At 67.8% G+C, this 14,521-nt stretch carries 12 protein-coding genes; 5 read left to right on the forward strand and 7 right to left on the reverse strand.

What is annotated here, in order from left to right; all coding sequences use genetic code 11:
- Positions 1 to 64: 64 nt before the first annotated feature.
- Complete coding sequence (locus tag RH858_RS10140; RefSeq protein WP_259534977.1) at positions 65 to 1,150, forward strand: saccharopine dehydrogenase NADP-binding domain-containing protein; 1,086 nt, start codon at positions 65 to 67, stop codon at positions 1,148 to 1,150.
- Positions 1,151 to 1,201: 51 nt separating this feature from the next.
- On the opposite strand, the gene RH858_RS10145 is transcribed toward RH858_RS10140, so the two are convergent.
- From RH858_RS10145 to pth2, 5 genes are all read right to left on the reverse strand, one after another.
- Positions 1,202 to 1,912, reverse strand: coding sequence for an SDR family oxidoreductase (locus RH858_RS10145; RefSeq protein WP_259534975.1), 711 nt, complete (start codon positions 1,910 to 1,912; stop codon positions 1,202 to 1,204).
- 50 nt (positions 1,913 to 1,962) lie between these two features.
- Positions 1,963 to 4,371 carry a glucosylglycerol hydrolase gene (gene gghA / locus RH858_RS10150; RefSeq protein ID WP_310561747.1) on the reverse strand — a complete coding sequence of 803 codons (2,409 nt, stop codon included), beginning with the start codon at positions 4,369 to 4,371 and terminating at the stop codon, positions 1,963 to 1,965.
- Between the two features lie 100 nt (positions 4,372 to 4,471).
- Positions 4,472 to 5,317 carry a class I SAM-dependent methyltransferase gene (locus tag RH858_RS10155; protein ID WP_259534971.1) on the reverse strand — a complete coding sequence of 282 codons (846 nt, stop codon included), beginning with the start codon at positions 5,315 to 5,317 and terminating at the stop codon, positions 4,472 to 4,474.
- Positions 5,318 to 5,384: 67 nt separating this feature from the next.
- Complete coding sequence (gene truD / locus RH858_RS10160) at positions 5,385 to 6,824, reverse strand: tRNA pseudouridine(13) synthase TruD (protein ID WP_310561748.1); 1,440 nt, start codon at positions 6,822 to 6,824, stop codon at positions 5,385 to 5,387.
- Positions 6,824 to 7,162, reverse strand: a complete 339-nt coding sequence (gene pth2, locus RH858_RS10165) for a peptidyl-tRNA hydrolase Pth2 (RefSeq protein ID WP_259534969.1) — start codon at positions 7,160 to 7,162, stop codon at positions 6,824 to 6,826. Before pth2 ends, truD begins: the two co-directional genes overlap by 1 nt.
- Before the next feature lie 89 nt (positions 7,163 to 7,251).
- On the opposite strand from pth2, the gene RH858_RS10170 reads away from it, so the two are divergent.
- A complete protein-coding gene (locus RH858_RS10170; RefSeq protein WP_310561749.1) occupies positions 7,252 to 7,995 on the forward strand; it encodes a Yip1 family protein in 744 nt (247 codons plus the stop codon).
- 34 nt (positions 7,996 to 8,029) lie between these two features.
- Here RH858_RS10170 and RH858_RS10175 read toward each other — a convergent pair whose 3' ends face one another.
- A complete protein-coding gene (locus tag RH858_RS10175) occupies positions 8,030 to 9,214 on the reverse strand; it encodes a tRNA sulfurtransferase (RefSeq protein WP_310561750.1) in 1,185 nt (394 codons plus the stop codon).
- Positions 9,215 to 9,327: 113 nt separating this feature from the next.
- On the opposite strand from RH858_RS10175, the gene dcd reads away from it, so the two are divergent.
- Positions 9,328 to 9,960 (forward strand): dCTP deaminase, encoded by a 633-nt coding sequence (gene dcd / locus RH858_RS10180; RefSeq protein WP_259534966.1) that lies wholly within the window; start codon positions 9,328 to 9,330, stop codon positions 9,958 to 9,960.
- On the forward strand, positions 9,957 to 10,859 hold the full coding sequence (locus RH858_RS10185; protein ID WP_259534965.1) for a thiamine-phosphate synthase family protein: 903 nt from the start codon (positions 9,957 to 9,959) through the stop codon (positions 10,857 to 10,859). Before dcd ends, RH858_RS10185 begins: the two co-directional genes overlap by 4 nt.
- A 44-nt stretch (positions 10,860 to 10,903) precedes the next feature.
- Here the strand turns inward: RH858_RS10185 and RH858_RS10190 are convergent, their stop codons facing one another.
- Positions 10,904 to 12,304: an arylsulfotransferase family protein gene (locus RH858_RS10190; protein ID WP_310561751.1), complete on the reverse strand. Its 1,401-nt coding sequence runs from the start codon at positions 12,302 to 12,304 to the stop codon at positions 10,904 to 10,906.
- Positions 12,305 to 12,533: 229 nt separating this feature from the next.
- Between RH858_RS10190 and dnaK the strand changes: the two genes are divergently transcribed.
- Positions 12,534 to 14,495 (forward strand): molecular chaperone DnaK, encoded by a 1,962-nt coding sequence (gene dnaK / locus RH858_RS10195; protein WP_259534963.1) that lies wholly within the window; start codon positions 12,534 to 12,536, stop codon positions 14,493 to 14,495.
- Positions 14,496 to 14,521: the final 26 nt, after the last annotated feature.

The raw sequence follows: 14,521 nt of genomic DNA on the forward strand, positions 1-14,521 counted from the left end.
CCATCCGTCGAAACGCCGATAGTTCCAGGGGAATCGAACGCCTATCGACCGTCGTGAACAGTTCGTGACGCTACTGATATACGGTGCCTACGGATACACGGGCGAGCTAGTTGCGGCGGAAGCCGTCTCCCGGGACGTAGACGTCGTCGTGGCCGGGCGGGACAGACAGCACGTCGCCGCACTCGCGGACCGTATCGACTGTGACGGGGCGGTGTTCGGACTCGACTCCGGGCTGGCTGGCGACGCTGCCGACTCCATCGTGCCGAACCTCGAGGGCGTCGACGCCGTGTTGAACTGTGCCGGGCCGTTCGTGGACACCTACCGGCCGCTGGTCGAGGCGTGTCTCCGGACCGGCACGCACTACCTCGACGTCACCGGCGAGATTCCGGTGTTCGAGGCGATCGCCGCCCGGGACGCGGAGGCAGCGGCTGCCGGCGTCTGTCTGCTCCCCGGCGTGGGGTTCGACGTCGTGCCAACGGACTGTCTGGCCCGCCATCTGTACGACCGGTTACCGACCGCGACGCGGCTCCGCCTCGGGTTCGACCCGTCGGGAACTGTCTCCCGTGGGACGCTCGCGACGGCGATCGAGCAGTTCGAAGCGGGCGGGAAACGGCGCCGCGACGGCGAGATCGTCGACGTCCCGGTCGGCAGGGGACGCCGACGAATCGACTTCGGCCGCGGGGAGCGCAACGCTGTGCTGGCCCCCATGGGCGACCTTTCGACGGCGTACCGATCGACCGGGATCGAGAACGTGGCGGTGTATCTGGCGCTGCCGAGATCAGTCGGGATCGCTCTCCGTTTCGGACGGTTCCTGTCGCCGATACTCGGCGCGGAGCCAGTGAAACGGGGGCTCCAGCGGCTCGTGCGGGCGACCGTCACCGGCCCGTCGAAAACCCAGCGGGAGACGGGTGCTTGCTACGTCTGGGGCGAAGCGACGGACGGCGACCGGACGGTTACCTCCCGCCTGAAAACCCCGGAGACGTACGCGTTCACCGTCGACGCCGCGACGACGGCGGCACAACGGCTGCTCGATTCCGCCCCCGGCGACGGCGGGGAGGGTCCGGCTGCCGGTTTCCAGACGCCGGCGACCGCGTTCGGGCCGGAGTTCGTCCTCGAACTGGGCGGGGTCGAAGGCTTCTTCGACGAGTGACTGGGACAGTTTTGGCTCGCGGTTCGACCGGGACGACGGCTGTCGGGCATCTCAGATGGAGTCAGTGAGCCCGCCGTCGACACGGACGTTCTGTCCCGTCAGGTAGCTCGCTTCCGGCGAGCAGAGGAACGCCACCACGTCGGCGATCTCGTCGGTGCCGGCGGGCCGGCCCATCGGGATCTCCGCGCGCGTCTCCTCGTCGACCTCGTAGCTGTCCACGAATCCGGGGAGCACGGAGTTCATTCGGATGCCGTCCGCGGCGTACTGGTCGGCGTAGAGTTTGGTGAAGCTACCCAACCCCGCACGGATCACCGACGACACCGGGAAGTCGGGTGAAGGTTCGAACGCCGAGAACGTGGAGACGTTGACGATCGAGCCGCCGCCGGCCTCGCGCATGATCGGCGTGACGAGCCGGGCCATCCGGACGACGTTCAACAGCACGAGATCCAGCCCCTCGTGCCAGGCCTCGTCGTCGATCTCCAACAGCGGCCCCGTCGCCGGATGGCCGGTGTTGTTCACGACCGCGTCGATCCGCCCGTACCGGTCGGTGGCGGCCTCGACCAGCGCGCCGAGGTCGGCCGACTCCGTCACCGACCCCTCGAACCCGACGCCGCCCAGCTCCTCGGCGACGTCGACTGCCGCGCCGGATTTCGACAGCAGTACCGGGGTGTACCCCCCGTCGGCCAGTGTCCGTGCACACGCCGCGCCGATCCCGCGTCCGGCCGCCGTCACGACGGCAACGCGGTCGTCGTCGCTTGTCATACCGGCGCGTCGGCGGCGACGGACAAAAAGCGGGTGGTCGAAAACCGGAGCTATTGCCGCCGTCGCGAGAACACGACCGCCTCGCTGTCGGCGAGCTCGACCGGGAGTTCGGCGATCGGCTCCTCGAGGCCGGGCGTCGAAAGCGCCCGCTTCCAGCCGCCGACTGTCGCGTCGAGGAGTTCCGTCGGCGTCACCGTCGCGGGCTGGCCCTCCATGTTGGCGACGAACAGGAGGTCCTCGCTCCCGTCCGGTGCGCGCCGCAGGCCGTAATACAGGACGGTCCCGTCGGCGGGATGACGCCGCCCGAAGACGTCGTCCTCGCGGAGGTCGTGCCGGAGCCACGGTCGGTCGTGGCGGAACTGCCGAACCCGTCGGTCGAACGCCGTCCGGTCGGAATCCTGTTCGTCGGTCCAGTTCGAGAGGTTGCAGTAGTCGGCGACGTCGCGCATCCACGCGAGCGCGAACGCCTCGAGGTCGGCCGCCGTGGGCTCCCCGTCCGCGATCGGCGGGGAGAGCGTCGAGAGGATCTCGGCCATCCGATCGAGGTCGTAGTCGGTCAACTCGACCGTCGAGGCGAGCGCGTGGACGAACTCCTGAAGGTCCTCGCGGGTTTCGAAGCCGAGATCCTTCAGTCGCGTGAAGTGGGCCGGGTCGTCGAACCGATCTGCGGGGACGCGCCAGTCGACGAAGTAGGCCGCCTCGCCGACGACTTTCACGTTCCAGGTGTCGTCGGTGTCGCGGACGAAGTCCCACGGCGCCCGCATGGTGGCGTTGAGAAACTCCATTGGAACCCCCGGCAGGAAGGCGTAAAACAGCACGTTCGCGGCGGGGTTGTTATAGGCGGACTCGATCGTTTCCGGCAGCGTCTCCGCGAGGTACGGGTTCTCCTGGGTTGCGTTCCACTCCTCGCCCACCTCGACTTGCGCCCCCCGCCGGAGCGTGTCGTGGTTGGCGACCCCGGAGATCCACTGACCCCCCATCTCGGCGACTTCCCGGACCCGCCACCACTTGCGGGCCCAGAAGGTGAGAATCGCCGGCGTGTTGTGGGCGAACGTCACCGGTCCCCACTGGAAGGCGTGCGGGTGCTCCCGGATCAGTTCCCGGTAGGTTGAGGCGAGCTCCCAGTCCTCTTCGGGCCAGGGCCGGCCGTCCTCGAAGATCATCCACGGCCGGTACTCCGTCCCCGCGACGGTCTGGGTGACGGCGTCCATCTCCGCGAGGAACTCGTCGTCGTGCCACTCCGACTCCGTCTCGGGATCCCAGTTGGTGAAGTCCTGGGCGCCGTCGACGCGGATCCCGTCGGCACCCCAGTCCATCTTCCGTCGCTGGAGTTCGAGCAGGATCGCCCGGACGGTCGGCTGGGTGTACTCGAGTTCCTGCCCGTACATCCCCGGTCCCTGGAAGTACTCGTCGGAGAGGAGGGGAACCGCCCCGGTGTCGGCGTGGCCCAAGGCGACGTCGAACACCACGCGCATCGGCTCGGGAAGCGTGTGGAGCGTGGCGATGAAATCGACCAGTTCGTCGGGGCGGCCGGTCCCGAGGATCGCCGGGTTGATCGCGCCGAAGCCGTAGACGACGACGTCGTAGCCCCAGTTTATAAGCTCCGGGCGGCACAGCGTCACCGTCGCCCGGCCCGCGTCCGGGGTCGTCTCCTCGATCCGGAACCCGTCCGGCTGGTAGTCGCCCTCCGTAATCGGTGCGATCGGCATCAGCTGGACACCGTCGTAACCGTCGAAGTTCCGTTCGGCAGGGGTGAGCGGTTCCCCTGCCCGCTTCTTGCGGCCGATTTCGCGGAACCGGCGTGTCAGCCCGGCCAGCGTCCCCGACTCGGTCGCGGTTCCCGGATGGATCTCGAGCAGGTTCGTCGCCGGCTCGACCCGGGGGAGGCCCTCGTGGTCGGTCGTCTCGATCCGTTCACCGTCGGTGCCGAACGCCTCGAAGTACGCCCGGTCGTCGCGCTCGCTGTCGAGCCGGTCGACGTCGTACAGCTCCGGCGGCGCGTACGCCCCGAACGGGAGCGAGTAGGCGAGGGGATCGCCGATCGTCTCCGTCCCCCCGTCGTCGTCGGGGTACACGAGCCGGTACAGGGTGCCCAGCCGGTCGCGGGTACCGGGGCGGACGCCCGAAACCGCCGCCCAGGTGAACTCGCCGGTCCGGCGCGTCGGGACGCGTTCGTGACGCACCGACACTGTCGAGGGCTCGCCCGAGAGGTCCACCGGCTCGGTCGGCGTGATAAGCTCCAGGGAGACGTCCTCCGGCGGGACGCCCGACTCGAGGAGTTGTGGTGTCCAGAAGCCGAACGTAGCGTGGTCGTCCCGCCAGTGAGCCCCCAGCATCGGGGCGATCGTCTTCGCCGCCTCGAACCGGTCGTCCTCGGCGTCGACGGCGTCGAGACACCGACCACACAGTCGGTCCGTTTCGGCCTCGAGCAGCGCAGCCGGTGAATAGTCTGCCGCCATAGTTTACAACTGTCGTAGTGGTTAATCAGTCTGACTGACGGGCCACCGTCGGCCCGGACCGCCGTCGGCCCGGACTGCCGACGTCCTGTGCCACCGACGGCTACAGTCTACCGACGGTGACGTAAAACGGAACGACCTCGACGCGCTCGTACTCCCCGGCGCGCATCTGCTCGACGACGCTCCGGCCCATCCGGCGCCACCGCCCGCGGAGGTCGTCGTATCCCTCCGACCCCAGTGCACGTCGCAACTCCCGAGCATGGTCTGCGAGCCCCCCGCCCGACGCCTTCCTGGCGGCGCTTTCGAGGGCGAGCTCGGAGTAGGGGGGTTCGACGCGCTTCTCGTGGAGGTAGCGGCGAACCCGGACGTCCGAGAGCCCGGCGTCCGCAAAGAGGGCCTTGACCCGGTCGCCGATCGCGACGTCGGTCCCGACGCCGTCGATGTACGCCTCCCTGACACGGGGTTCGAGCGTCTCCTCGGCGTCCACCGTCGAGGAGACGGCGACGGCGTCGTTGTCGGGTTCGATCGCCGCGACCAGCTGTGAGGAAACGCGGACGAACTCGTCGACGCCGGCCTCCGGCTCCGGGAGATTGGCCAAAAGCGCCTGACAGACGACCAGGTCGAACGCGCCGTCGCCGAACGGCAGCCGGGTCGCGTCCCCCCTGAGGAACGACGCGGGCGCCGGGAGGTCTCCGGCGACCCATCGGTCGCGGGCGACAGACAGAAGCGACGGATCGGCGTCGACGCCGACGAGCTCGGGGGTCGCTCTGTCCTGCCGGCGACCGTCGACGGCCTCCTCGGCGAGCACGCGGGTGAGTTCGCCGGTCCCACAGCCGACGTCGAGGATCCGGCGTCGGCTCCCGAGGTCGAGGTCGGCGAGGGCCGTACGGTCCTCCGCCCACATCCCCCGTCGCGTTCGGTCCAGGTACGCCGCGTCGAACCGTCTCACACCCCGAGGTTGGAAACGGCGCGGGTTAACGGAAGCGAAATCCCGCGCATCGATCGGGAGACTAGTCTCAAAGCGACAGCGGATCGACCTTCAGATATTCCCGCAACACTGCGGTCGCGTAGCTCCCGCTTTGAAGCGCAAACGAGAGCGTCAGCGGATCGGCCTCGACAGTCACGTCGGTCCGGAGGAGGATCGCCCGCCGGGTACCCGTCGAGTCGAACTCCCCGGGGAGTGTGAAGTCTGCAGGCTGCACTCCGGCGTCGGAAAGCACCTCGCGTTCGATCTCGCCGGGCTCGCCGTCCGCCAGCTCGGTTTCGGTGCCCACGAGCGGCGCGGTGACGAACGCCCGGCCGCGCTCGCAGTGGCGCGAAAGAATCTGGACCCGGGAGTCGTCCGCCCGCTGGAGCCGGTCGGGGTCCGGTTTCTGGATCTCCGGTGGCGCGTCGGCGTCGGCGAAACAGCAGACGTCGCCGGCGACCGGCCGGTGAAACGGGAGTCCGGCGTCGAGGCGCCGGCTCAGGATGCGGTTGAAAAGGAACGACTGGGCGGCGTGGACGAACAGCCGCTGGAGGTTGCTCGGCACCGCCTCGAGCGCCGCCCGCCAGACGCCGCCGTCATCGGGGACGGGAGCGTCGGGCGCGGTCGAGCCCGGATCGCTGGCCTCGGCGTCGACGAGGCCGTGCAGCATCGCGCGCTCGAAGCCGAGCTTGCGGGGGACTGCATCCAGGCACGCCTGCCAGTCCGGCGACGCCGACTCGAACTGGTCGTCGACGAAAGCGCGTGCTCTCCTTGTGTCGTCGGGCTCCGCCTCGAACGGGCTGGCGACGTAGGTCCTGACTGCCCTCCGCCAGTCGCCCCTGACGATCGCGAGCCCGACCTCGTGGGTAATCGGCCGCCGGCTGCCGAACCGCTGGTGGCCGAAGACGTTCGGGACGCCGATCTCGGGACCGGGACCATCGGACGATTCTTCGTCTCCGCCGGTGGCGAACGACCGGAGCTGGGCGGTGACGTCGTCTGCGAGTTCGGGTCGGTCGGGGTCGCGAACGACGATCTCGAAGGCGTTTCCGGCCAGGTCGCCGAAGGAGATCGGCCGACCGGCGCGACCGACGACGTCGATCTCGGCGCCGTCGATTCCCGATCCGTCACTGTCACCGTCGCCGTCGATCGCCGCGATCCGTTCCGGAGCGACGCCCCGGACGGAGAACAGCTGCGTGGTGACGGCGTGTTTGTCCTTGGTGCCGGCCCAGGAGATCCGTTCGCGGCTCATCCCCAGCACGTCCGACAGCCGGGCCGCGAAGTCGTTCGTGTCCCACGCCCGGAGCGTGACTCGACAGACGACGTCCGGATACGCGCCCGGATCGGCGTCGGCGGGTTCGACGTCGAACGCCTCGATCTCGCGGACGCGAAAGTCTGCCGGGCGGTCCCGGAGCCGGCCGCCGATCGGCTCGGCGTCGCTCACGTAGTAGTCGATCCCGACGACCTGTTCTCTGGGGTGTGCCGGGCGCATCAGTACAGCGAAAGCTCCCCGGTGACCCGGTCGACGACCTCGTCGTTCCCCGGGCCGACCGCGAGCGTGGTCACGGTTCCGGGATCGAGCTGGGTGTGGCCCGCGTCGCGGACGATCGCGTACGGCAGTCCCTCGCGTTCTGCGACGTCCGCGAGTTCGAACAGCTGGGCTTCCCCTGCGGCTTTGAGGACGACCTTCTTTTGCCCCTCTCCTTTCCAGGCCCGCCGCGTCCGTCGGTCGGCCTCCTCGTAGGCCGACAGCGACGCGTGGGCCACCTGCGCGGCGAGTTTCCCCTGGCCCATACCGAGGTCGGTTCGGGCGACGATTGCCTGCTTCATACGCGAACCTGGCGGGCAGCCGTTAAAGGGCTGACCGTCCACGCCGGCGGCACGAAAACATTTGACGGTCGGGGAACAGACAGGGGAGTATGGCCCTCCAGGAGTTTCGCCGCCAGGTCGAACAGTTCCTCCGCTCCCCGCGGGAGTTCTTCCGCGAACGGCAGTTCGCCACGAGCGCAGCCGCCGGGTTCGCGATCGTGCTCGCGCTCGCGATCGTCCTCTCGGGAAGCGTCTGGTATCTCGGTAGCTTGCTCGCGGCGAGCACCGACGCCACGGTGACGATGGACAATCCGGACCGCCCCCCGGAGTGGGTGTGTGACGCCCACGGCGACGATCCCGACTCGGCGCTCGGCGACGGTTGCGACGAACCGGCGACGGTGGAACGCGACGCCGGCTCGCTGATCCGGGAGGCTGCCGGCGAGTACGTCTTCCCCGTCTTCGTTTTCAGCTTGCTGCTGTGGCCAGTCGCCGGGGTCGCGCTGTTCGCCTTCGCCCGGATCGCGGGCGGTAACGGGGGGTTGCTCCCCACCCTGGGAGTGGCCGCCTGGGGCGCTGTCCCCGAGTTCGTCCGACTGTTCGTCGGCCTTGCGGGGCTTCGGTACGTGCTCGGCACCACGACGTTCACCGGCCCCGTCCAGTCGTTTCCCGACCAGCTCGCGGCCGTTCTCGCGCCACTCGAGACACCCCTGCTCGTCGCCTCGGTCCTGACGCTTTTGTGGCAGTGGTATCTCCTCGCTGCTGGAATCGGCGAAGTCCACGACCTGGAGTGGCCGGCCGCAGCGTTCGCCGTCGGGATTCCACTGGCGGGGTGGGGGCTCCTGGCGCTGACGTGAGGGATAGTCGAACGGCGGTGGGGCGGTGCCTCCGTCAGTCGGGATCGACGAGGTCGAGGTCGCGAGCCGCCTCTACCGCAAGTTCCGCCAGCTCGTCGGGCTCCATCGCCTCGATCTCCGAGAGTTCGCCCCGAGTTTCCGGCTGTTCCGGAACCAGTTGATTGCAGCCGACCGAGATCGTCGAATCCGGAAACGTCCCGATCTCGCGGGCCCGCGCTGCGATGTCGTTTTTGTCCGCCGTCAACAGCGGCCGGTGGATCGGCAGCGACGTGGCGGCGGCCGTCACCGCGAGGTTGCTCGCGGTCTGGCTCGACTTCTGGCCGATCGCCTCCCCGGTGACGATCCCGACAGCGTCCTCCCGGTTTGCGACCGCCTCGGCCACCATGAACGTGAACCGACGCCAGGCGAGCATCCGTCCCTGATCCATCCCCTCGATCAGCGTCTCGACCGCCTCCCCGCCGGGCGCGATCCGGAGCCGGAGGTCCTCGCCGGGAACGTACTCCGAGAGCGTCGCGACGGTCTCGGCCGCCCGGGCACGGTGGTCGATCCCCCCGAAGCGACCCAGATCGACGTACAGTGGAACGACCGGCGAGCCGCGGCGCATCGCCTCGTATGCGGCCACCGGGGAGTCGATCCCGCCGCTGACCAGTGCGACGAGTGGCTCCTGGCTCCCGAGCGGGAGTCCCCCGGGCCCATCCTCCCTGTCGAGGAAGACGAACGCGTCCTCGGACCGGCACTCGACGGAGACCGACCAGTCCGGATCGTCGAGATCGACGGCCGGCTCGAAGTCGTCCTCTACTGCGTCCCACACCGCGTCGCCGCCGATCTCGCCGAGTTCCTCGCTCGAAAACGGATGGTCCTCGCCCGCACACCGCGCCCGGACCGCGAATGTTCCCCCGTCGTACTCAGCTGTGGCGGTCCGTGCTAGTGCGTCGGTGATCGCCGCTGCGGTCGGCGCCGTCCGGAGCGCCGCGCTCGCGGAGGTCACGCCGAACGTGTCGGCCGCCGTCCGGGTCGCGGCCGAGACGTCGGCCTCGGTCGTGTGGATCAGCGGCCGCGACCGATAGCGGGGCTCGATTGTCGCTTCGATCCCGCGGTCCGACAACAGCGCCGAGAGGTTCTCCCGGAGTTCCCGTTCCATCCACCCACGGACGCGTGGGCTCTTGGTAGTAATCTCGCCGTATCGGACGAGGACGGTGTCGGCCCCGGGCGGTTCCATAGTCGTGGGGAGACGGCAGCGGGATAAATCACCTGCGCATGTCGTCGTGTCCGGGAGGATGCGACAGCCCGCAAGCCGGAGGTTTTTATTCCCGGCGGAACGGCCAGGGGAGTATGATCCTTTCCGACGGCGACATTCTGGCTCGGCTTGAGGACGGCGACCTCGTGATCGAGCCGATCGACGACTACGACACCCAGATCCAGCCGGCAAGCGTCGACCTCAGACTCGGGGAGGAGTTCCTCGAGTTCCAGCGGACGAACATTCCCTGCATCCACCCGAACGCCGAAGAGGAGGTAGAGGAGTACGTCACCGAGACCCGCGTTCCCGAAGGGGAGGACTTCATTCTCCATCCCGGCGATTTCGTGCTCGGGACCACCAAAGAGCGCGTGGAGATCCCGTCCGATCTGATCGCCCACGTGGAGGGACGGTCGTCGCTGGGGCGCCTCGCCGTGGTCGTTCACGCCACCGCCGGCCTGTGTGATCCTGGGTACCGGGGCCAGATCACCCTCGAACTGTCGAACCTCGGCAGCGCGCCGGTCGCACTCACGCCCGGAATGCGCATCTCCCAGCTCACGTTCACCGAACTGAAATCGCCTGCCGACCGCCCCTACGGCGAGGAGCGCGGTTCCAAGTACCAGGGCCAGCGCGGCCCACAGGCGTCCCGGATCGGCAACGATCCGGAGTTCACCCCCGCAGACCGGGCGGAACCCGACCCGAGAGCCGACGACGAGGGATCGGGACGATGAAGTTCATCGAGGAGATCGTCGTCGAGGAATTCCTGCCAACGTTCCGGTCTATGCTGGCCGAAGAGCTCCGCGACCGTGGGTTCACCCAGCACGAAGTCGCCGACGCGCTCGGGGTGAGCCAGTCGGCCGTCTCGAAGTACGCCCACGGCGACGTCGCAACGAACGACCGGATCATGGCCGACGACAGGGTGCGGTCGCTCGTCGAACGGATCGGCGAGGGGCTCTCGACCGGCGACGTGACCAGCGTCCAGGCGCTCGTGGAGGCGGAGGTGCTGATCCGGCGGCTCGAGGACGGCGACCTGCTCGCGGAGCTCCACGAGGCGGCGATGCCGGAGCTTGCCGAGGTCGACGTCGAGTACGCGATCCACGACCCGGATGGCGCGCTGCGGACGACCGAACAGGTGCTCTCGTCGGTGCGGCGGGGGCTGCGGACGCTGACGAACGCCTCCGGCTTCGCCGGGCTGATCCCGGCGGTCGGCTCCAACGTGGTCGAGTGTCTGCCGGGTGCTGCCGGCGTCGACGACGTCGCTGCCGTGCCCGGTCGGCTGGTCGACGTGAAAGGGAGAGCGACGGTTCCCGGCGAGGTGGAGTTCGGCGTGAGCGATCACCTCGCGTCCGTACTGTTGGCCGCCCGCGAGTCGGGGGCGGACGTTCGCGGCGCGGTCAACATCCGCTACGACGAAGAGCTGTTGGAGGCGCTGTCCAGCTCGGGATATCAGGTCGTCGAACTCGAGACGGGGACGGACACACCCGAGGCGGTTCGGAATGTCCTCGAACGCGCTGAGCCGGACCCTCCGTTTGTCTGTTATCACACCGCAGAGGTCGGCGTCGAGCCGATCATCTACGTGTTCGCTGCGGACGCGCCGGCGGCGGCGCGAGTGGTTCGTGAACTGCTGTGAGCCGTGAACTCCTGTGAACCTGTAGTGCGGAATGGAAGCCGTCGTCAGCGAGCCCGGTAACGCCGCCACCCGTACAACGCCCCTTCACCCAGGAGCCACGCGGACCCCAAGACGATCGCAAGCAGGTTCAAAAGCTGCGGGAGATGCATCCAGCCGGGGAGCACCCACCGGGCGAGCGTTTCAGCCTCGCGTACCTGCTCTGTCACGCCGTGATCCGCGGCAGTCCGCTCGTCGAGTTCGTAGCCCGGCGGTCCGCCGGCGGTCTCACCCACCGGGAGCCTGTCGGCGACGTACGGCAGTGGGATCACCGCCCCGTCGGGGTCCTCGAACTGCCAGACGACCTCGCCACTCGGGCTGACCTCGAGGATCCGGTTGTTCCGGGAGTCGGTGATAATCGTGTTTCCGTTGGGAAGGCGATCGGCGTCCCGAGGCCACTGGAGGGGATCACCCTCGGGTCCGGTGTACTCCCAGACGACTTCCTCGGTGTCGGCGTCGATCTCGACGGCACGGTTGTTCTCGCTGTCGGCGATGAGGACGGTGCCGTGCTCTTCGAGATGCTGGGGGTTGTGCTGATGTTGCATCACCGAGTGGTTGCCGGGCTGGCCGATCGTGTCGACGATCTCGTCGGTCTCGGGGTCCACCTTGATGAGCATGTCGTAGTTGCGCACCGACAGATGGAAGTTCCCCTCTTCGGTCTCGACGATGTCGTTCCAGTGGATCCAGTCGTCGACCTCGCTGGACTTCGCGTAGTCGTCGGGATCGTCGACGTGCGGGCTGGCTTCGACGTGTTCCTCGAAGAACTCGGTCCCCTGATCGATGTGATCGGCGGCGTACCACTCCCAGGTGATCTCGCCAGCCTCGTTTACGGTGAACACGCGGTTCTTGCCCATGTCGATGATCGCCACCTCGCCGTCCTCGGTGACGACGGCGTCGTGAACCTCGTGCCAGTGGATCATCTCGTCGTGCCAGTTGTGCTCCCAGACGATCTCCTCGTTCGAGCGATCCATCAGGATCACCCGGTTTTTCACGCAGTGTTCGTGGGGATCCAGCCCGTGTGAGAACGTCGCTTCGTATGAGAGATGTTCCTCGTCGCAGTTCTCGGCCGGGATCACTTCCCCGAGCGCAAACAGCACCACGTTGCCGTCCTCCTGGGGTTCGATCCCGGGCGCCGCCTCGCCTTCGCGTAACGGATCGATTCCGAAGAACCGGGAGTCGTCGATCGCATACTCCCAGGCGATTTCCCCGTCGGGAGTGATCTCGACGAGTCGACCGTCGTTATCCCAGGAGTGGACGCCCACGAGCGTATTTCCGGGATACGGCTCGCCGGCCTCCGCGTCCTGCTCGACCACTGTCCCCCGGTCGATCGCGACCGCCTGCACGCCGAGGGCGACGACGAGAAGCAGCACCGCACCGCCGACGACGAGAACTCGCGTCCGCTGGTCCATACTCGCGGTAGATAGCGGGCCGACGTAACTCTTGTCAGTCTCCCCGGGGGAATACACCAGTCGAACGGAGCCACAGCCGACGCCGGCAGTCTACAGGTTCAATATAAATGAAACGGATATCGCCACGTGCCGGAAGACGGAATCGCAAGAGGAAGCCGTCTTCGTCTGTGCTCCCGACGATCGCTATCTAGTAACCTTTAACGGCCGGGAGCCGATACGTGAGACCAAGATGGCGAGCAACAAGATTCTCGGTATCGATCTCGGTACCACCAACAGCGCGTTCGCGGTGATGGAGGGTGGCGAGCCCGAAATCATCGTCAACGCCGAGGGGGACCGAACCACCGCCTCCGTGGTCGCGTTCACCGACGACGGCGAACGTCTCGTCGGCAAACCCGCGAAGAACCAGGCAGTCCAGAACCCCGACAAGACGATCCAGTCGATCAAGCGGCACATGGGCGATGAAGAGTACACCGTCGAGATCGAGGGGGAGGAGTACACCCCCGAGCAGATCTCGGCGATGATCCTCCAGAAGATCAAACGCGACGCCGAGGAGTATCTCGGCGACGAGATCGAGAAGGCAGTGATCACGGTCCCTGCCTACTTCAACGACCGGCAGCGGCAGGCGACGAAGAACGCCGGCGAGATCGCCGGCTTCGAGGTCGAACGGATCGTCAACGAGCCGACCGCGGCGTCGATGGCGTACGGCCTCGACGACGAGTCCGATCAGACCGTGCTCGTGTACGACCTCGGCGGCGGCACCTTCGACGTCTCGATCCTCGAACTCGGCGGCGGCGTCTACGAGGTCGTCGCCACCAACGGCGACAACGACCTCGGGGGCGACGACTGGGACGAGGCGATCATCGACTACGTTGCAGACGAGTTCGAAAACGATCACGGGATCGATCTCCGGGAGGACAGACAGGCGCTCCAGCGGCTCACTGAGGCCGCAGAGGAGGCGAAGGTCGAACTGTCGAGCCGGAAGGAGACGACGATCAATCTGCCCTTCATCACGGCGACCGACTCCGGCCCGGTCCACCTCGAGGAGAGCCTCACCCGGGCGAAGTTCGAGTCGCTCACGACGGACCTGATCGAGCGAACCGTCGGGCCGACCGAACAGGCGCTTGCAGACGCCGGCTACGACAAGGACGACATCGACGAAGTACTCCTCGTCGGTGGATCGACCCGGATGCCGATGGTCCAGGAGAAAGTCGAGGAGTTGACCGGCCGGGAGCCCAAAAAGAACGTCAACCCGGACGAGGCCGTCGCGCTGGGTGCGGCGATCCAGGGCGGCGTGCTCGGCGGCGAAGTCGACGACATCGTCCTGCTGGACGTGACGCCGCTCTCGTTGGGGATCGAGGTCAAGGGTGGCCTGTTCGAGCGGCTCATCGAGAAGAACACCACGATCCCGACCGAGGAGTCGAAGGTTTTCACCACGGCCGCCGACAACCAGACCTCGGTCAACGTGCGCGTCTTCCAGGGCGAACGCGAGATCGCCGAGGAGAACGAACTCCTGGGCGCATTCCAGCTCACCGGCATTCCGCCGGCGCCGGCCGGCACCCCGCAGATCGAGGTGACCTTCAGCATCGACGAGAACGGCATCGTCAACGTCTCCGCCGAAGACAAGGGGTCGGGCAACGCAGAGTCGATCACGATCGAAGGTGGCGCCGGCCTCTCGGACGAGGAGATCGAACAGATGCAGGAAGAGGCCGAAAAACACGCCGAGGAGGACGAAAAGCGGCGCCAGCGCATCGAAGCGCGCAACGAGGCGGAAAGCGCCGTCCAGCGTGCCGAGACCCTGCTGGAAGAAAACGAGGAAGCCGTCGACGACGACCTGCGCGCGTCGATCGAGGACGCCATCGCCGACGTCGAGGACACCCTCGAAGACGACGACGCAACCACCGAGGAGATCGAGGACGCCACCGAGGCACTGTCGACCGAGCTGCAGGAGATCGGCAAGCAGATGTACCAGCAACAGGCCCAGGCCGGTGCCGGCGAGGCCGGCGCGGGTCCGGGCGGCATGGGCGGCGCCGCAGGTGCCGGTCCGGGCGGCATGGGCGGCGCGGCCGGCGCAGGACCCGGCGGCATGGGCGGTGCCGCAGGTGCGGGCGCCGGTGACGCCGCCGAAGGCGACGAGTTCGTCGACGCTGACTTCGAGGACGTCGACGACAGCGACGAGGACGACGAGGAGTAACGCGACGACGAGAACCTGAAGCTCTT

This window comes from Halalkaliarchaeum sp. AArc-GB, assembly GCF_031432225.1.
Lineage (GTDB): Archaea > Halobacteriota > Halobacteria > Halobacteriales > Haloferacaceae > Halalkaliarchaeum.